We start from the raw sequence: 19,644 nt of genomic DNA, 5'->3' as shown, positions 1-19,644 counted from the left end.
AAGTTTATTGTTTCATCAAAAGTTCTACCGTTTTAATTTTCAGATTATCTCCTGAAGCAAGCATTAAGGCAGTTTCATCTTTATCATTAGTAATCGAAATATCGGCTCCCTGTTCTAATAGTAATTTTACTTTTCGGTAGGTTTCTTTTGCCATTTCTGCATCATAGTTGATGTTGTAAGCGCAGACTTTATGTAAAATGGTATTGCCCTGATTGTCTTGTTCATTCACATCCAAAGAAACATTTTCTAAAACTGATTTCAGAATGTCTGATTTCTTTTCGACAATAAAATCAATTCCCGATTTGGGCTGCCCGTAATATTGTGCACAAAAGTTTACATCAGCGCCATCAGACAACAATCTCTCTAAAAACCTGATATCACTTTCCGAACCAGAAACAGAAATGATAAAATTAGTCAATAATGTCCGGCCGTCTTTGTTCACAATATTAAAATCAGGTGAAGAAAATGACGCTAAAGCATCGTACATGTCATAAGAAAACTGCTCCGCAACAGCGTAATAAAAAGCAGTGTTATCCTGATTGTCTGTTTCGTTTGCATCCGCACCATTTTCAAGTAAGAATAGAATCAATTCTTTTTTTATTTCTTTTAACCGCTGATATAAGCGGAGTAGCGCCAACAATGTTTTTTTCGTTAATGTCAACTCCACTTTCAAGAAGCGATTTGATGTATTCTTTTACTTTCTCGGTATCTAAACCATAAGTATTTATTGTTTTGAAGATTAAATTTTCGCCGGCATTGTTTTTATATTGTGTATTTGCACCGAAATCATCAATCAGGATTTTGACTATTTTTGGAGAAATACCTTTTTCAAGGAAATATCCCAGCAAAGTCTGATCGCTTATTTCGTCATTCAGATTATCCATTTTTGACATTATTTCTTTGAAAAAAGAAATCGATTCTTCGTCATCTTTCAAATAAAGGCTCAAAGGAGCAAAAATCGATTTGTCAAAACTGTCCAGCTCGTAAATATCAGTTTCGATAATGCCGGCTTTTATTAATTTTTCTATAAAATCAATTTCTTTGGCTTCAATTATTTTGGCTGAGATTTGAGAAAAATTGTTTTTAAGATATTGTTCATTAAATTTTTCTCCGTTATTTAAAGATTCTCTGGCCTCGTCAAATTTTCCCTGAAAAAGGAAATTTTCAATCTGGTTTTGTGTTTGCATTTGAATATATTTTAAAAAAATTAAAGTTTAGTTTCAACTCATATTTTGTTTGTAATTATGGACTTCACAAACGATGCTGTAAGATAAAACATAAAACTCACAAATATATTTCAGGATAAAAATTAAAAATTACATTTTAACCCATAAAACATGCAGAATACAATTTTTAAACAAAAATATCATAAACCTAAAGAGACTTGATAGCTGAATTATGAAATAAGGGAGAAAAATAAAGAGTGATATTTATTTAACAACCCTTTAGTTTTAATCCATAAAATGCAAACTAAAAAAAATACTATCTTTACCGATCAAACGTTTATGAACTTAAGTTGCACTTTTGCAACACTACATATATAATTATGGCATGTACAAGTTGTTCAACCTCAGATGGCGGCGCACCAAAAGGTTGTAAAAATAATGGGACTTGCGGCACCGACAGCTGCAATAAATTAACGGTTTTTGACTGGCTTTCAAACATGAGTCCGTCTAATGGAGAAGCAATTTTCGATTGTGTTGAGGTTCGTTTTAAAAACGGACGCAAGGAATTTTTAGAAATACAGAAAAATTAACTTTAAGTATTGGTGATATTGTAGCAACTGTTGCATCGCCAGGACATGATATCGGAATTGTTACCTTGACAGGAGAATTGGTTAAAATTCAAATGAAGAAAAAGGGAGTAAATCCGGATAGTAACGAAGTACCTAAAATTTACAGAAAAGCATCTCAGAAAGATATCGATATCTGGTCTGTGGCACGTGATCGTGAAGAACCAATGAAAGTTCGTGCACGTGAACTGGCAATTCAGCATAAATTAGAAATGAAAATTTCGGATATTGAATTCCAGGGCGATGGGTCAAAAGCAACATTTTATTATACAGCAAATGACCGTGTCGATTTTAGAATGCTGATAAAAGATTTTGCTAAAGAATTTAGTACGAGAGTTGAGATGAAACAGGTGGGTTTTCGTCAGGAAGCAGCCCGTTTAGGCGGAATCGGTTCTTGCGGAAGAGAACTTTGCTGTTCGACCTGGTTAACAGATTTCAGAAGTGTCAATACATCGGCGGCTCGTTACCAGCAGTTATCATTGAATCCGCAAAAATTAGCAGGACAATGCGGGAAACTAAAATGCTGTTTAAACTATGAGTTAGATACTTACATGGACGCATTAAAAGATTTTCCGGATTATGATACTAAACTTATTACGGAAAAAGGTGATGCAGTTTGTCAGAAACAGGATATTTTTAAAGGATTAATGTGGTTTGCTTATACTAATAATTTTGCAAACTGGCATGTTTTGAAAATAGATCAGGTAAAGGAAATTATTGCCGAAAACAAACAAAAAAACAAAGTTTCTTCTTTGGAAGATTTCGCTATAGAAGTAACTTTAGAACCTGAAAAAGACTTTAATAATGCAATGGGTCAGGAAAGTTTAACCCGTTTTGACCAGCCTAAAAAGAAGAAAAAACCAAACCGCAAACGTAAACCAAATGCTGAAGCGGCTACTGTTGGTGCTCCACAGAAACCACCACTTCAGGAAAAAAATACCAATAACGCGAAACCTGCCGGAAATAATAATGCGAACAATGGTAACAATTTGATTAAACCAAATAACCCAAATAAGCAAAATCATAAGAAAAAGCATAATTCGAATAAAAACAATGCGAATAAGCCAAATTCAAATGAGAATAAACCAGCTGAACCAAGAAAACCCATAATTATTACTAAAAATGAGAATAAAAAATAGCGGAATTCTTTTTTTGGCAGCTATACTTCTTTTTTCATGTGATAAAAAAAGAGTATTTGATGAGTACAAATCCGTTGGAAGTGCCTGGCACAAAGACAGCATTGTAACCTTCGATCTGCCGGTTTTAGACTCCACAAAACGATACGATTTATTTGTAAATGTGCGTGACAACAACAATTATCCTTTCAGTAATTTGTTTTTAATTGTAGCTATCGAAATGCCAAACGGATTTACGAAAGTTGATACATTAGAATATCAAATGGCAAATCCTGACGGAACGCTTTTAGGAAATGGTTTTTCGGATATTAAAGAAAGCAAACTGTATTTAAGAGAAAATGTTAAGTTTAGGGGCAAATACAAGGTGCACATCAAACAAGCCGTAAGACAATCAGGAAAAATCCCGGGAGTTCAGGAATTAGAAGGTATTACAGATGTAGGTTTTAGAATAGAACAAAAAGATCAGAAATAGTTATGGCTGCTAAAAAAAACAATCAAACAAACAGTACAAAGGATATTAAATACTATCAAAAAAAATTCTGGAGAATCTTTGCTTATGGATTATTAGGTGTTTTGGCCTTTTTTCTATTTGCGTCATGGGGGCTTTTTGGTTCGATGCCTTCTTTTGAAGATTTAGAAAACCCGGATTCTAATCTGGCTACTGAAATCATTTCCTCTGACGGAGTGGTAATTGGAAAGTATTTTAAAACCAATAGATCGCAGCTTAAATATTCAGACTTACCAAAAAATCTGGTAGATGCTTTGGTTGCTACGGAAGATGCTCGTTTTTATGAACATTCCGGTATTGATGGACGTGGAACTTTGCGTGCAGCTTTTTCTCTGGGAACTAACGGAGGAGCCAGTACCATAACCCAGCAATTAGCAAAACAGTTATTTCACCGTGGAGGGTCCAGCTTTCTGCCTTTTAGAATAGTACAAAAAATAAAAGAGTGGATTATTGCCATTCGTCTGGAAAGACAATATACCAAAAATGAAATTTTGGCGATGTACTGTAATGTATATGATTTTGGTAATTACGCAGTTGGGGTAAGTTCAGCTGCTCAAACCTATTTTTCTAAAGATCCTAAGGACTTAACTATAGACGAATCAGCAATTTTAGTTGGAATGTTTAATAATTCATCTCTTTACAATCCGTTGCGAAATCCTGAAGGAGTTAAAAACCGTCGTGATGTGGTATTGGGCCAAATGGTGAAAGCCAAGATGATTACGGAGGCTCAAAAAGAAAAATATAAGGCATTACCAATAGCTTTGAAATTTAAATTAGAAAGCCACCGTGAGGGTATGGCAACTTATTTCAGGGAATATCTTCGTGATTATATGAAAAAGTGGATGGCAGACAACAAAAAACCGGATGGATCTGATTATGATATTTATAAAGATGGTTTAAAAATCTACACCACTATTGATTCAAGAATGCAGGCCCATGCCGAAGAGGCGGTTGCAGAACACATGAAAAATTTGCAACAGCAGTTTTTTATTGAAATGAAGACCAATAAAAATGCTCCTTTCGTAAATATTACAAAAGCTGAAACCGACAGAATCATGATGCAGGCTATGAAGAATTCTGTTCGTTGGGCTCAGATGAAGGAAATGGATAAGAGTGAAGATGATATTATTGCATCTTTCAAGGTAAAAACAAAAATGAGAGTCTTTACCTGGAAAGGAGAGCGCGATACTACCATGACACCATTGGATTCTATTCGTTATTACAAACACTTTTTGCAGTCGGGCTTAATGGCGATGGAACCACAAACAGGTGCAATTAAAGCATGGGTTGGCGGAATCAATTATAAATATTTCCAATACGATCACGTAGGGCAGGGAGCAAGACAGGTAGGATCTACTTTTAAACCATTTGTGTATGCGACAGCTATTGAGCAATTGAATATGTCTCCTTGTGATTCTATTTTAGACGGACCGTTTATGATTCGCAAAGGACGCCATCACGTAACAGAGGATTGGGAGCCAAGAAACTCTGATTACAGATATCGCGGAATGGTTACTTTAAAACAAGCTTTAGCAGCTTCAATCAATACCGTTTCTGCAAAATTAATTGACAGAACAAGTCCGGAAGCTGTTGTAGAACTTACACGAAAATTAGGTGTTAAAACTGAAATTCCGGTGCAGCCTTCCATCGCATTAGGAGCTGTTGATATTACTGTTGAAGATATGGTTGCCGCATACAGTACATTCGCAAATCAGGGTGTGTATGTAAAACCTCAGTTTTTAAGCCGTATTGAGAATAAAAGCGGGGAGGTTATTTATGAACCAATTCCAGAATCGCATGACGTTTTAAATAAAGATATAGCGTTTGCTGTAATCAAGTTGCTTCAGGGAGTTACAGAAACAGGCTCGGGTGCACGTTTGCGTACGCAGGGCGGAGGTAACGGAGACAATCGCTGGACAGGTTATCCATATATGTTTACAAATCCTATTGCGGGTAAAACCGGTACAACACAAAACCAGTCTGATGGATGGTTTATGGGAATGGTTCCAAATCTGGTTACCGGAGTGTGGGTAGGCTGTGAAGACCGTTCAGCACGTTTCAAAAGTTTAACTTATGGTCAGGGAGCTACAGCTGCATTGCCGGTTTGGGCTTACTTTATGAAAAAATGTTATGCTGATCCGGCACTTCAGGTTTCAAAAGCAGAATTTGAACGTCCGGCAAATCTTTCCATTAAAGTAGATTGCTATACCAGACCTGCTGCTGTGGTAAAAGATTCCACTCAGACAGAACAAAATACAGATGAGTTCGAACTATAGTTTTAGCTTTTTTTAAATATGAAAATATCCTTTTGTTGATATCTTAAAGTAGATAAACACAAAAGGATATTTTTTTGATGTATTTAGATTTATTTTTACGAAATCGTTATAATTCAATCTAAAAATCTTATTTTTATCAAAACTACTCAGTAATAAAGACAGTTTGTTATGATTACAAAAAAAGTAAACAATGTCCAGGAAGCTATAACAGGTATCGAATCCGGAATGACCATCATGTTTGGCGGATTTGGTCTTTGCGGAATTCCTGAAAATACCATTGCAGCCTTAGTTAAAACCCAAATTTCAGATTTAACCTGTATTTCCAATAATGCAGGTGTTGACGATTTTGGTTTAGGATTGCTTCTTCAGAAGAAACAAATCAAAAAGATGATTTCCTCTTATGTTGGTGAAAATGCGGAGTTCGAACGTCAGATGCTTTCGGGTGAACTTGAGGTTGAACTCACACCACAGGGAACTTTGGCAGAAAAATGCCGTGCAGCCCAGGCCGGAATTCCTGCTTTCTTTACTCCCGCAGGTTATGGAACAGAAGTCGCTGAAGGAAAAGAAGTACGTGAATTCAACGGTAAAATGCATATTATGGAAGAAGCTTTTAAAGCCGATTTTGCCATTGTAAAAGCATGGAAAGGAGATGAAGCCGGAAACCTGATTTTCAAAGGAACAGCCAGAAACTTCAATGCCTGTATGGCAGGTGCAGCAAAAATTACGATTGCTGAAGTCGAAGAATTAGTTCCTGTTGGAACTCTGGATCCGAATCAAATTCATATTCCCGGAATTATGGTGCAGCGTATTTTTCAGGGAGAAAAGTTTGAGAAGAGAATCGAACAACAAACAGTACGACAGAAGAATTAGATAATAAGATAATTTGTCAATTAGATAATTCTTTACGCATGTTTTAAAATTATCTAATTATCAAATTGACTTATTGGCACATTTAAAAATTTGACACATTAATTATGGCACTTAGTAAGGAAGATATAGGAAAACGAATTGCAAAGGAAGTTAAAGACCGTTATTTTGTCAATCTTGGTATCGGGATTCCGACTTTGGTGGCGAATTACGTAAGAGATGATATTTCTGTTGAGTTTCAAAGTGAAAATGGAGTTTTGGGAATGGGGCCTTTTCCTTTTGCGGGAGAAGAAGATGCCGATATTATCAATGCGGGAAAGCAAACGATCACTACGCTTCCCGGAGCGAGTTTTTTGATTCGGCTTTTAGTTTCGGAATGATCCGAAGCCAAAAGGTTGATTTAACAATTCTGGGCGCTATGGAAGTTTCTGAAAACGGTGATATTGCCAACTGGAAAATTCCGGGCAAAATGGTAAAAGGAATGGGAGGCGCCATGGATTTGGTGGCTTCTGCCGAAAATATTATCGTTGCCATGATGCACGTGAACAAAGCAGGAGAATCAAAAATCCTGAAAAAATGTACTTTGCCATTAACCGGCGTAGGCTGCGTTAAAAAGGTCGTAACGGAACTTGCGGTTCTCGAAGTAACAGAAAAGGGTTTTAAGCTCTTAGAACGAGCGCCAGGTATTTCTGTCGAACATATCATTGCTTCAACGGAAGCTGATTTGATAATTGAGGGGGAAATTCCTGAGATGAGGTTTTAAAAGAATCTTTTCGCTTATTCCTTAATATTGGGTATTTTCAAAACACAAAATTAAATGAAAACATTTTTTATTTTAATATCATTTCTATTTCTGACCAGTGCAGATGTAATACATAAAGATACACGCTTAGAAATTGATAGTAATGGAAATATAATTGGTTTGCCTAAAGAATTTAATCCCGCGAAATTTGACTGGAATAAGAAAAAATTGAGAATAAAGAATAGAGAAGTGATTTTCCCAAAATGCATGAATTACTACTTTGCGCAAAATAAAAACACGAAACTGAACTTATCAGCTTCCTGGTATTATTTGATTCATGGTTGGGATAGTAAATGTGCTTTTAGGATATAAAAATACCGTAAATTCAATAGAATTATGAATTTACGGTATTATAAAAAGTTAATCTGTAATTAAACTAAGCTTTACAGATTCTCAAAGAAATCATTTCCTTTATCATCTGTAATGATAAATGCTGGGAAATCTTTTACAGTGATTTTTCGAACAGCTTCCATTCCTAATTCTTCAAAATCAACTACTTCTACTTTTAAGATATTGTCCTGAGCCAAAATAGCGGCCGGACCTCCGATTGAACCCAAATAGAATCCGCCGTATTTGTTGCAGGCATCCGTAACTTGTTTCGTACGGTTTCCTTTGGCCAGCATCACCATACTTCCGCCATGTTTTTGAAATTCATCCACATACACATCCATACGACCGGCTGTTGTTGGTCCAAAACTTCCTGAAGCCATTCCTTGAGGAGTTTTTGCAGGCCCTGCATAATAAACCGGGTGATTTTTAAAGTATTCCGGCATTGGTTTTCCGGCGTCTAATAATTCTTTAATCTTTGCATGCGCAATATCACGTGCCACAATAACAGTTCCGTTCAGTTTTAAACGAGTTTTGATAGGGTATTGTGATAGTTTTGCTAGAATATCGGCCATTGGCTGATCTAAATCGATTTCAACCGGAGCTTCTAAATGTGGTGCTGTTTCCGGTAAAAACTGTTTTGGATTCGTTTCTAACTGTTCAAGGAAGATTCCGTCTTTTGTAATTTTTCCTTTAATATTTCTATCTGCAGAACACGAAACGCCTAATCCAACCGGGCAGGAAGCTGCGTGACGTGGCAAACGGATCACACGAACATCATGCGTAAAATATTTTCCGCCAAACTGAGCTCCGATTTCGCTTTCCTGACAGATTTTCTGAACACGTTCTTCCCACTCTAAATCACGGAATGCCTGACCGGCCATATTTCCTGAAGTAGGGAGATTGTCGAAATAACCTGCAGATGCTTTTTTAACCGTAGCCAGATTTGCTTCCGCAGAAGTTCCGCCGATTACCAAAGCCAAATGATAGGGAGGACAGGCAGAAGTTCCCAAATCTTTGATTTTTGCACGAATGAAAGCATCAAGAGATTTGTCGTTTAATAATGATTTTGTTTGTTGGTACAAATAGGTTTTATTGGCAGATCCGCCTCCTTTTGCCATGAATAGAAATTCATATGAAGTTCCTTTTTTAGCATAAATATCAATTTGTGCCGGAAGATTTGAACCAGAATTCTTTTCTTCAAACATCGAAATCGGTACAATCTGCGAATATCTCAAATTACGTTTTTGGTAGGTGTTGAAAATTCCTTTGCTTAACCATTCAGCATCATCAGCACCGGTAAAAATGCTTTCGCCTTTTTTGGCCATAACGATTGCAGTTCCGGTATCCTGACAGCTTGGCAATTGCCCTTCGGCAGCCACTGAAGCATTTTGAAGTAAATTATAAGCCACAAAACGATCATTATCTGTTGCTTCCGGATCGTCGAGAATATTTCTTAGCTTTTGTAAATGTGTTGTTCTCAACATGAACGAAACATCTGTTAAAGCTTCTTCGGCTAATAATTCTAATCCTTTTGGGTCAACGGTTAAAACTTCACGTTCTCCAAATTGTTCCACTTTTACAAAATCTGAAGTAATTTTGCGATATTGAGTTTCATCCTTTAGAATAGGATAAGGATCCTGGTATATAAAATCAATCATTTCTTGGTTTTTTGGCAAAGTTAAAAATTATTTACCTAAGAAAGAATTTGAATTATAAGTGTTTCGGAGTTTATTGTTGGTTATGAAACTCATTAAAGCTCATCTTCTTTTCAAAATAAGGTTTATCTTTTGCTGAAAGAAGTTTCTTTTTCCAATGAGTTCCGTTTAGCAAAAATGAAATGGAATCAGAATAGGTTACAATTCCGGAATCTTCATTGCTATCATCTCCGGGTTCAAATGAAACTGTCTTGCAATAAAAACTTTCAGGATCTTTTCCTGATGCATTGCTTACAAATTCAGTCCACGTTCCCCAACCGCTGTCTGACATCGATTGCCATTGATGAACAAGCTGTAAATTATGGTTTTTCAAATAGTACAGATAATTTTCATGCGTATAACCGCAGGCAGGATATCCAAAACCAATTTGTATAAAAGAAGAATTTTTGCCTGATGCATTAGTCAAACCTGAAGATCCTCCCCATTGGGCACCTTTCTCGTAATTGGTAATAGTGATTCTTGAAGACGTGATTTTGGTTTTATTCTGATAAAAATCAAGTCTGAATTTCGATGTTAGGATACTGTCCTTATCGGCTTTCAGTTCTGTCAAATTTGCCAGAATATGAGTGAATTCGGCATTTTTTTCATTTGAAAGGAAAATGGTATCTGTTCGTAATATATTTTCTTCTGTTTCTGGTTTATCAGTAACAGTGGGAAGTTCTTTTGCTTCAGCAGAATTTACATCTGCAATCAGACTTTTTTTCTGTTCTTTATGACAGCTTGCGAGAATCAATAAGATAAAAAGATGTTTAATTTTCATATTTAAAATCTCCAAATTTTAAAAAAACCAGGTCGCCACAAAAATAGCCGTAATCACACAAATCAAATCCACCAAAAGCATTGTACCAAGAGCATAGCGTGTATTTTTAATATTTACCGAACCAAAGTAAACCGCGATCACATAAAACGTACTTTCGGCGCTGCACTGGAAAATACTGCTCAGTCTTGCCGTTAAGGAATCGGCGCCAAAAGTATTCATCGAATCAATCAAAAATCCTCTCGATCCCGCAGAGCTGAAAGGGCGCAGCATGGCTACAGGTAGTGCATTAGTAATTTCTTTGCTCACTCCCATATTAGAAAAGATAAATCCGATAGCATCACTGATAATTTCGAACAAACCGCTATTTCTGAATAACGAAATCGCAACCAGCATTCCCAAAACATAAGGAAAAATAGTAACTCCGGTTTTAACGCCGTTATTAGCTCCTGTTACAAAAGTGTCAAAAACAGTCGTTTCGGCTTCTTTGAATTTTTTTTCATGGGTAAATGAAAAGATCAGAGTGAAAGCGATTATTGCAATTAATATTAATCCCGATAGGTTAGAAGTGAAATAGTTTTTTCCAATTAAATCCAGATGGTTCACATACATCAATAATCCAATAATAGCCGAAATTAAGGTCATTAAACCAATAAGCAGCGAAGCGCTTTTAAAATTGATTTTTTGTTTTACTCCCACAATCAGGAAAGCAGCAATGGTTCCGATAAATGATGTAATAATACAAGGCAGCATTACATCAGCAGGATTGCTGGCGTTGGCTGCAGCACGATACCCAATAATCGAAGTCGCAATCAAAGTTAAACCCGAAGCGTGAAGGCACATAAACATAATCTGTGCATCACTCGCTTTGTCTTTTTCGGGATTTATCTCCTGTAAACTCTCCATGGCCTTGAGTCCAAATGGTGTTGCAGCCGAATCCAATCCTAAGAAATTTGCAGCAAAGTTTAAGGTCATGTACGATATCGAAGGGTGATTTTTAGGAATAGTTGGAAACACTTTTACAAATACCGGACTCAGGACTTTAGCTAAATTTCCGGAAGCTCCCGAAACGATTAAAAGTTCCATTAACCCACAGAAGAAAGCCAGATAGGCAATCAATGGCAGAATTAAATCAACGAGAGTATTTTTACAGGTTGGCAATAAACCATCTGATTTTTGAAGACCGCTGTAGATTTTTACAGTCTTGTTTTTGTAAACATAAGTCGTGTCAGAATTTAGGGTGTCACGGTTGACAATCATGGTTTGCTCCGGAGCAGTTTTAATGCTGTCTTTGATGAAAGCGGGAAGTTGTTCAATGTATTTTTCAGAAACCAAAATGGGATCATCCTTCTTTCCATTCAAAACAGAATCAATCGTATAGGTATTCGCAGTAAATAAACTCACCACAATAAAGACAATTGAAGAAATAAAAATCGTCAACCAAAATCTGCTTAATACCATAAATTATTTTTTTTGTAAATGTAATTATTTTAGAAGAAAATAATAAACCGCAGATTAGTAGATTTTAAATTAAATAATCTGCCAATCTGCGGTAAATGTTTCTATTCGTTAATATGTGCATTATACTTTTAGTTTTTTCCATAAATAGGAATAATATAAAGCATAAAATTTAGCTCTTTGCTCGTTGGTTGAAGAGCCGCCATGTCCGCCTTCAGTATTTTCGTAATAGTAAATTTTATCACCTATATCAATCATTTTAGCAGCCATTTTTCTGGCATGACCCGGATGAACACGATCATCTCTGGTAGAAGTCATAAAGAATACTTCCGGATATTTGGTGCCTTTATTTACGTTTTGATAAGGGGAATACTTTTTAATAAAATCCCAATCACTAGTGTCAGGGTCTCCATATTCACCCATCCAGCTTGCTCCGGCTAATAATTTGTTATAACGTTTCATATCTAACAACGGAACCTGACATACAACTGCATTGTATAAATCAGGACGCTGGGTAAAAGCAACTCCCATAAGTAATCCACCATTACTGCCTCCCATAATGCCTAAATGTTTACTGGATGTAATTTTTTTTGTAATTAAATCTTCGGCAATTCCATGAAAATCATTGTAAATATTTTGCCTTTTTTCTTTCAATCCTGCCTGATGCCATTTTGGTCCAAATTCTCCACCACCTCGAATGTTTGCTAATACAAAAACGCCTCCTTTGTCTAACCAGGCTTGGCCGATAACGCCAGAATAAAAAGGTTGTTCTGAAACTTCAAATCCACCATAAGCATTTAGTAGAGTTGGATTATTTCCGTCATATTTAATGTTTTTTCCCGCAATCACAAAATATGGAATCATTTCACCATCTTTCGATTTCATTTTAAATTGTTCCACTTTGTACTTGCTGCCATCAAAATATGCAGAAAGGGATTTTACCTTTTGAACTGTATTGTTTTTTGCATTAGCACTAAATAAAGAAGTAGGAGTGAGGAAGTTTTGATAATTAAAATAGTAATCATCACCAAATTCATCAGTTGCTACGATTTCGATTGTTCCAAATTCAGGAGCATTGGTTTTGGCTCTATTCCATTTACCATCTGTGTAAGAATAAGAATAAAGCTCACTTTTTACATTGTTTAAAATGTTCATTAACAAAAAGTTTTTGGTACTTGAAATTTCCGAAATGCTACTGTAAGCATCCGGTTCATAAATAAGCTGCAAGTCTTTTTCTCCTTTTAATAATGAAGTAAAATTGAGGCTAATAGCAGAACCTTGCTTGAAGGTTTTGCCATTAACTGTCCAATCTGATTTTAAATTTATTATTGCCTGATTATTTAATATTGCACTAAAATTAGCATCATCAGGAATATCCAGTTTTACCAATTTATCGTTAACCATTACAAAAGATTTTGAGGTGTAAAATGTTTCTCCTTTTCCAATAAAAAGATAACTCTTTTCACCATCCCGAATTAAGTATCCATTATCCGAAACATCGGCAACATCTCCTTCAAATATTGTTTTTGCTTCAGATAATTTGGTTCCTCTTTTCCATAATTTAACAACTCTTGGATAACCAGAAGAGGTCATGCTTCCTTCGCCAAAATCGGTTCCGACAATTAAAGTATTTGCATCAAAGTAACTGACACTATTTTTAGATTCTGGAAGTGAAAACCCATTTGGAATAAATTTCTTGGTAACTGCATCGAATTCTTTAACCTCAACAGCATCACCACCACCATTAGAAAGGCTTACTAAGAAGCGGTCATACTTTGGATACAAACCTTGTGCACCCTTATAAACCCATTTAATATTATCTTGTTTGCTCAAAGCATCAATATCTAAAAGTGTTTCCCAGACAGGATTTTTACTATAGTAACTTTTCTTGGTTGTTCTGCGCCAAATACCTCTAACATGCTCGCTATCTTGCCAAAAATTATAAATATAATCTCCAAAAACTCCTGGGTAAGCAATCTTATCTGTATCGTTTAAAACAGCAAGACTTTTAGTGTAGATATCTTGATATTCACTTTGATTAGTAAGAACGTCTAACGTGGCTTTGTTTTCTTTTTCAACAAAATCCAATGCTTTTTTTCCGTCGACTTCTTCCAGCCATAAATAAGGATCTTCCTGAGCGGTCATAGTGTAGATATTCGTTAAGAGGAATAAAAATGCAATTATTGATTTTTTCATTTAGTATTTATTTTTGTAAGTAGTTCGTTAGGATATAATTAAAAGCTTTACTATTTAAATTCAAATATAACAAAACCATTCTGAAAGAATAAAATCTTAACAATTCTATTAATTATAAAAGAGCATTACAAAAGTAGTTTCGCAGTCAAAACAAATGAGTTACTTAAATCATTATGAATTTTATTCAATAAAAATTTTCGTTTCCAGATAATTTTCAAAAGATTTTATTCCTTCAAAAAGTAGTTGCTTTTTGTTCATTTCGGTTTGATTAAAAAAGTCGGTTTCAATTTTGACATGATCTTTTTTGATGGTTCTTTTCCAGGTTCCGATTACTTTTCCGTTTTCTACAATTGAAGGTTTAAAAATGCCGTTTTTGGTAAAAGCTTTTGCTTGATGCTCTAATAAAATGGAAGATTCGCGGTTTTTATACGAAATCAAATACTCATCAAAGGCAGCAAGAAAATGGATGCTTTCGCGGAAATTATCGGGATTAGAATAATTTTTTCCGAACCAATACTGCTGATTATCAATAGCGAAACTGTTCAATTGCAACGAAATGGTATTAATTACGGATTTGCAAATTGTTGCAGAAAAACCGGACCAATGTGAAAAATCTGAGGCTGTTGCCGGACCACGGCTTTCAAAATAAAGTTGTGCAAGTTTAGCTAAAGCTTCTTCTTTGGTTAATTTGTTTTTTGGTTTAGGAACTCGTTCTTCCAGTAACGCATACGTCATTTTTTTGCCTTTCATTTTGCCATTGCATACTAAACCATCTAATTCAGCATACATCATGATCAGGACAGGACTTAATTTATAATCGCCGGAAAACGTTTTGACATTCAATTCCTTTATGATTTCTTCCCGGGTTAAATGATTGTTTCCGGCCAATATTTTTTCTATTGCTGAGTTAATCTTGTCAAATTCTTTTTCGTCACAACCATATTTTTTCGTTTCGGCAAGAATAATACGTTTGACCTGTGGTCCGGAAAGATCGAGCATCCAGTAAATATCTTCTGCAGCAACCAAATGCCAGGTTGGTCGTAAAATATGGGTACGGATTATTTTTCCGGAATTAATGGCTTCTTCGATTTCCTTTTCAGTAGCATCACACCTGGAACCAATCGCCCATTTTGCCATTGCATAATCCTGAGCCTGTATGGCACCAAGATGCCTGACAATTTCCTCTGGCGAATAAGCATTGGTTTTGTGTAATTTTTGGGAAGCAAGCCTAAGATTTGAAATTTCCTCGTGTGTCATTTGAAACATTTTTTAAACCATATAAGTTATGTAAGTTCATTTAAATTTTGCATTTCAAAATCTTAGTAGCTTAGTATCTCAAATAAACTATACATGAATAATTTCTTCCTCAATCAATAAATCTTCCCTGCGTAAGCGAAGGAAAATCTGCGCGACAGCAATCGTATCTTTTTCACAATAGGTTACGATTCGGTCAATGTCTTTTTCTACATAAAAAACGTGTGCCACCTGGCTTCCGTCGATATCACCTTTTGGAGAAGGAACTCCGAGGATTTTAGTCAGTAATTTTAAAGAAGTAAAGTGTTTATAATCACCAAACTTCCATAATTCTAAAGTATCCAGATGCGGAATTTCCCATGGTTTTTTGCCAAATAAATTCAGTTTGTCCGGAATTGCAATTTGGTTGATAATCATTCGGCGTGCGATAAATGGTATATCAAATTCTTTAGCATTGTGTCCGCATAAAAGATGCTGAGGCTGATTGAAATGATTGTTCAGCAGATTATTAAAATCTTTCAGGATCTTTTTTCATCCCCAAAAAAAGAAGTTACCCTGAAATTCCGAATATCTCCTTTGATCGTAAAGTAACCAACCGAAATACAGATTATCTTTCCAAACTCAGCCCAGATTCCGGCACGATCGTAAAATTCTTCGGGAGTAAAATCGTCTTTCCGCTGATATTGTGTTTTTAAATCCCACAGTGACTGCATTTCTGCATCGAGTGAATTAAAGTTTTCTTCTTCAGGAACGGTTTCTATATCAAGAAATAAAATGTTGTTGAGGTTTATTTTTTCAATCATTTTTTTGGAGACTTCTTAGATATTTGATGGTTAGACTTACTTAGATTTTTTTTACAAATATGCATAAAATTCTTACTATTATTAAATTTATTTTATGAATTTACAATTAACACCTAGCTTATCTGCTTCTTCTAAGAAATATTTAGATAAATTTTCATCAGCAATTTCCAGAATTATTTGAATGTCATCTAAAAGATTATCTAAATTAGTTTTAGCTTCTTTCAAACCTAATCCTAATATTTCATTTTGCAACTTTACAAGTGAAACTCCTTTTAAACCTTCTCTCCAGCTTTCCATAACTATTTTTGCCATAATGAATGGGTTATAAATTGTAACTAAAACAAACTTTGCTGTGCAGTCGGGCTTTCGTGCTCCAAAAGCCATTTTTTACGCCATATTTCTCCGGCGTAACCCGTAAGGGAGCCGTTCGTGCCAATAACCCGATGGCAGGGAACCACAATCCAAAGCGGATTTTTGCCATTTGCAGATGCTACAGCCCGAATCGCTTTTATATCTCCGAGTTTTTTAGTCTGATCCATATAGCTGACTGTTTTTCCGTATGGAATCTCGAGCAAGACTTTCCAGACTTTCTGTTGAAATTCAGTGCCTTTTGGGTTTAGTTTTAAGTCGAAATAGGTTCTTTTACCCTCGAAATATTCGTTTAACTGCGAAACAGCTTCACTCAGAACTTCAGGAATGGTTTCTGAGACTTCGTTTGTGCCAACATCTGAAACAGAAATTACTGAAATACCATTTGTATCACCAATAATTTTGGTGATACCGAGAGGCGAATTGATATAAGCTGTTTCCATGAATTTAGTTTAAACACAAAGTTCGTAAATGTTTTTTAATCATATAAGTTATATAAGTTCAGTTAAGCTTTATGCAACTTTGCTTTATATGAACTTATATAACTTATATGGTTCAATAATTTTCCAGTTTAAATAGATAATCCAAAACGGTTTCAATTTTTTTGCTTGAAATAACCTTTTTAATTTTAGATTTTTCAGCGCTGAAATTCGGTAAAATAAGGTTTTGTTCTTTCGCTTTTTGCGTATAGTAATCTTCTCTTGTTGGATGAAATGGCGCAACCGCATTAAAAACATCATTCCATTTAGATTGGTTTATGATTTCTTCAATGATGCTGATGCAATCGTTTTGATGAATCAGGTTTACGGGAGCATCTGCATTTGCTAAGTTTTCTTTTCCGGATAATGAAGTAACAGGATGACGATTCTCTCCAATTAATCCGCCAAAACGCAGAATTGTGGTTTCAAAACTTTGATTTTTCTGTAGCATTTTCTCTGCCAAAAACAATTGTTTACCACTTTCAGTTTCCGGATTTGGAGTTGTTTCTTCCGTAATCAAATCGTTTGCATCTCCATAAACTGAAGTTGAACTTATAAAAAGCACTTTTTTGACGGATGATTTCTCTACAAACGGAATCAGGTTTTTGATTTTTTCGACAAAAACTTTCTTTTCAGAATCCGGATTGACAGCTCTCAGTTTTGGTGGAATATCAATAATCAGGACTTCGCTTTCTGCTAAAAAAGCATTGATGTTTTCAGAAACACTTTCGCTTTCAAGCGCAACTAAAAACGGATTTATCCCGGCTTCTTTTAAAATCGGAAGTTTATTCTCTGAAGTTGTGGATCCGTTTACTGAATTTCCTTTTTCAATTAATCTTTTTGCCAGAGGAAGTCCGAGCCATCCACAACCTAATATGCTTATTTTTATCATTTGTATGAAAGTTCAAAGCTATAAAGGTACAAAGTTGTAAAGGATGATTTTACTCATGAAAATGATTTCTTTTAATCGTAAGATTACAAATCCAGAAAAAAACAAACCTTGTCTTTCCCTTTTGCACCAATTCTGTGGTAGAATTTTATTGCCCTTTCGTTAAATTGGGGTGTACGCCACTGCATGTTCACGCAATTTTTCTCTTTTCCGATTTCTTTTAGTTTATGGATGAGAACCTCTCCAATTCCAAAATTTCGGGCATTTTCTTCTAAAAACAGACAATCCATGTACATATAATATCCGGCACTCCAGGTTGAAAAATCAAAAGTATAGGATACATAACCAACGATTGTTTGTTTTGCAGCAACAACTAAACAAAACAATTTAGGATTTTCATTAAAAAGTTCTTTTTTCAAGCCCTCTTCTTTTCCTTCAGGATCATAATCGGCTTTCTCGAATTCAGCATGTTTTTGACAGAGAACAACTAATTTTGTCAGATCGGCTATTTCGCAGTTTCTTATTAAATATTCCATTGCAGATTGATTTCGTTTTGTAGAAAGTTAATAAAATGATTGAAATAGTCCGGGTAATTTTCATTTGCTCTTGTGGCGATAAAGTGTTTTCTCTTTAAGCCATTTTTTCCAACTTTAATTGCTTTGATCGGACTGGATCTCAAGTGAGGCTGAACGGCCCATTTTGCCATTGACATTACACCCATATCGGCTTTTACCATTTCAAGGGACGCTTCTGTTAAAGGCATTGGGGTTATTTTCTTTGGAGTCACTTTGGCTGGAGCCAAAAGAAACTGATGAATCGTAACGGTTTCCATAGGGAGCGAATGAATAATCAGATGTTCATTGATAAAATCTTCTGCCACAACATACTTTTTATCTGCCCAGGTATGATTTTCAGAAACAACCATCATAACCTCGTCCTGAAAAAGTTCGGTGTATTTTATATTGCTGTCTTTAATCGGATCACTTATAATGGCGATATCAATGGTGTTGTCTAAAAGTTTCTGCAACGGAATATGAGTTGCTTCAATCACTATTTTCAGCTCCACATTCGGATACAAAAGATGAAACTGCTTCAAAACCGACGGAAGCCAATGATAACTAGAGAAACACTCCGTACTGATTCTAATTTCGCCATATTCCCCAAAAACCATTTGTTTAATCTGGGTTTCGGTTTCTGTGAGTTTGTTCAGGATTTCGTTGGCGAGATCGTAGATTTTTTCGCCTGCTTTGGTCAAAACCAGTTTTTTATTGGTTCGTAAAAAAATGGCCGTTCCTAATTGATATTCTGCTTCCTTGAGTTGATGACTTAGTGCAGATTGTGTCAGATGAAGTTTGTCGATAGCTTTGGTAATGCTTCCTTCTTCGACAATTGCTTTTATCAATTTTAAGTGACGTATTTCCATTTTTAATCATTTGATACACAAAGAAACAAAATTTTAGACTGGCTTTTGTATGAAAAAAAGTAATGAGATTTATGAATTCTTTTCGTTTTTATAAGAATGTAAACCATTCTAATTTTGAAAAACAAAAAACTTTAAAATACTAAAATAATGGAAGCACAAATTAAGCATTACGAAAATAAGCTGGCCTTTGAAATGGATCCGTCAGATTTATTTGAAGCCCTGAACAATGGAGAAAAAATAGTTGTAATGGATGCCCGAAGAACTTTTGGTTATGAGAAAGAACATATTCCGAACGCAATTAATATTCCTCATCGGGATATGAATTTAGAATCAACAAAACATTTGGATAAAGATGTTTTATACGTGACCTATTGCGACGGAATTGGCTGCAACGCTTCGACAAAAGGGGCTTTAAAAATGTTGAGACTCGGATTTAAAGTGAAAGAATTAATTGGCGGACTGGAGTGGTGGAAGCTCGACGGATATGCAACTGAAGGCTCAGAAGGAGCGAAAGGCGGACTGAAGATTGAATGTGTCTGTTAAATATAAAAAAGGCAGACTGTTTTGATAAGTCTGCCTTTCCTTTTTAG

17 protein-coding genes and 3 pseudogenes are annotated in these 19,644 nt (G+C 35.4%); 7 read left to right on the top strand and 13 right to left on the bottom strand.

What is annotated here, in order from left to right; translation table 11 throughout:
* Positions 1–4: 4 nt before the first annotated feature.
* Positions 5–589: an ankyrin repeat domain-containing protein gene (locus P5P89_RS08665; protein ID WP_278011566.1), complete on the bottom strand. Its 585-nt coding sequence runs from the start codon at positions 587–589 to the stop codon at positions 5–7.
* A complete protein-coding gene (locus tag P5P89_RS08660) occupies positions 570–1,187 on the bottom strand; it encodes an ankyrin repeat domain-containing protein (RefSeq protein ID WP_278011565.1) in 618 nt (205 codons plus the stop codon). Before P5P89_RS08660 ends, P5P89_RS08665 begins: the two co-directional genes overlap by 20 nt.
* A gap of 359 nt (positions 1,188–1,546) precedes the next feature.
* Here P5P89_RS08660 and P5P89_RS08655 point away from each other — a divergent pair.
* The 6 genes and pseudogenes from P5P89_RS08655 (at position 1,547) to P5P89_RS08630 (ending at position 7,693) form a co-directional block, all read left to right on the top strand.
* Positions 1,547–2,931 (top strand): annotated as a pseudogene (locus P5P89_RS08655) (PSP1 domain-containing protein).
* Positions 2,915–3,400, top strand: coding sequence for a gliding motility lipoprotein GldH (locus P5P89_RS08650; protein ID WP_223682724.1), 486 nt, complete (start codon positions 2,915–2,917; stop codon positions 3,398–3,400). The pseudogene P5P89_RS08655 and the gene P5P89_RS08650 overlap by 17 nt, the downstream one beginning before the upstream one ends.
* A gap of 2 nt (positions 3,401–3,402) precedes the next feature.
* Positions 3,403–5,712, top strand: a complete 2,310-nt coding sequence (locus tag P5P89_RS08645) for a penicillin-binding protein 1A (protein ID WP_223682725.1) — start codon at positions 3,403–3,405, stop codon at positions 5,710–5,712.
* A 168-nt stretch (positions 5,713–5,880) separates the two neighbouring features.
* Positions 5,881–6,582 carry a CoA transferase subunit A gene (locus P5P89_RS08640; protein ID WP_278011564.1) on the top strand — a complete coding sequence of 234 codons (702 nt, stop codon included), beginning with the start codon at positions 5,881–5,883 and terminating at the stop codon, positions 6,580–6,582.
* A 104-nt stretch (positions 6,583–6,686) separates the two neighbouring features.
* A pseudogene (locus P5P89_RS08635) lies at positions 6,687–7,342 on the top strand (3-oxoacid CoA-transferase subunit B).
* Positions 7,343–7,396: 54 nt separating this feature from the next.
* Positions 7,397–7,693 (top strand): hypothetical protein, encoded by a 297-nt coding sequence (locus P5P89_RS08630; protein WP_278011563.1) that lies wholly within the window; start codon positions 7,397–7,399, stop codon positions 7,691–7,693.
* Between the two features lie 71 nt (positions 7,694–7,764).
* Here P5P89_RS08630 and P5P89_RS08625 read toward each other — a convergent pair whose 3' ends face one another.
* From P5P89_RS08625 to P5P89_RS08575, 11 genes and pseudogenes are all read right to left on the bottom strand, one after another.
* Positions 7,765–9,369 carry a fumarate hydratase gene (locus P5P89_RS08625; RefSeq protein WP_278011562.1) on the bottom strand — a complete coding sequence of 535 codons (1,605 nt, stop codon included), beginning with the start codon at positions 9,367–9,369 and terminating at the stop codon, positions 7,765–7,767.
* A gap of 70 nt (positions 9,370–9,439) precedes the next feature.
* The gene (locus P5P89_RS08620) at positions 9,440–10,186 is read right to left on the bottom strand and encodes a hypothetical protein (protein WP_278011561.1); all 747 of its coding nucleotides are present in this window, start codon (positions 10,184–10,186) and stop codon (positions 9,440–9,442) included.
* Between the two features lie 18 nt (positions 10,187–10,204).
* Positions 10,205–11,644, bottom strand: coding sequence for a nucleoside recognition domain-containing protein (locus P5P89_RS08615; RefSeq protein WP_278011560.1), 1,440 nt, complete (start codon positions 11,642–11,644; stop codon positions 10,205–10,207).
* Positions 11,645–11,764: 120 nt separating this feature from the next.
* Entirely contained in the window at positions 11,765–13,837 is a 2,073-nt protein-coding gene (locus P5P89_RS08610) for a prolyl oligopeptidase family serine peptidase (RefSeq protein ID WP_278011559.1), read from the bottom strand.
* Between the two features lie 180 nt (positions 13,838–14,017).
* Entirely contained in the window at positions 14,018–15,094 is a 1,077-nt protein-coding gene (locus P5P89_RS08605; protein ID WP_278011558.1) for a winged helix DNA-binding domain-containing protein, read from the bottom strand.
* Between the two features lie 87 nt (positions 15,095–15,181).
* A pseudogene (locus P5P89_RS08600) lies at positions 15,182–15,894 on the bottom strand (3'-5' exonuclease).
* An 87-nt stretch (positions 15,895–15,981) separates the two neighbouring features.
* Complete coding sequence (locus P5P89_RS08595) at positions 15,982–16,206, bottom strand: hypothetical protein (RefSeq protein WP_278011557.1); 225 nt, start codon at positions 16,204–16,206, stop codon at positions 15,982–15,984.
* 23 nt (positions 16,207–16,229) lie between these two features.
* Complete coding sequence (locus tag P5P89_RS08590; RefSeq protein WP_278011556.1) at positions 16,230–16,706, bottom strand: methylated-DNA--[protein]-cysteine S-methyltransferase; 477 nt, start codon at positions 16,704–16,706, stop codon at positions 16,230–16,232.
* A gap of 112 nt (positions 16,707–16,818) precedes the next feature.
* On the bottom strand, positions 16,819–17,634 hold the full coding sequence (locus tag P5P89_RS08585; RefSeq protein ID WP_278011555.1) for an NAD-dependent epimerase/dehydratase family protein: 816 nt from the start codon (positions 17,632–17,634) through the stop codon (positions 16,819–16,821).
* A gap of 83 nt (positions 17,635–17,717) precedes the next feature.
* Positions 17,718–18,167 (bottom strand): GNAT family N-acetyltransferase, encoded by a 450-nt coding sequence (locus P5P89_RS08580; RefSeq protein WP_278011554.1) that lies wholly within the window; start codon positions 18,165–18,167, stop codon positions 17,718–17,720.
* Complete coding sequence (locus P5P89_RS08575) at positions 18,155–19,054, bottom strand: LysR family transcriptional regulator (RefSeq protein ID WP_278011553.1); 900 nt, start codon at positions 19,052–19,054, stop codon at positions 18,155–18,157. Before P5P89_RS08575 ends, P5P89_RS08580 begins: the two co-directional genes overlap by 13 nt.
* Before the next feature lie 147 nt (positions 19,055–19,201).
* Here P5P89_RS08575 and P5P89_RS08570 point away from each other — a divergent pair, with 147 nt between their 5' ends.
* Positions 19,202–19,597, top strand: a complete 396-nt coding sequence (locus P5P89_RS08570; protein ID WP_278011552.1) for a rhodanese-like domain-containing protein — start codon at positions 19,202–19,204, stop codon at positions 19,595–19,597.
* Positions 19,598–19,644: the final 47 nt, after the last annotated feature.

Origin of the sequence: Flavobacterium gyeonganense, assembly GCF_029625295.1 — a bacterium.
GTDB lineage: Bacteria > Bacteroidota > Bacteroidia > Flavobacteriales > Flavobacteriaceae > Flavobacterium > Flavobacterium gyeonganense.
Note: the sequence above shows the minus strand (reverse complement) of the source record. Positions and strands in the feature narration are given on the sequence as shown.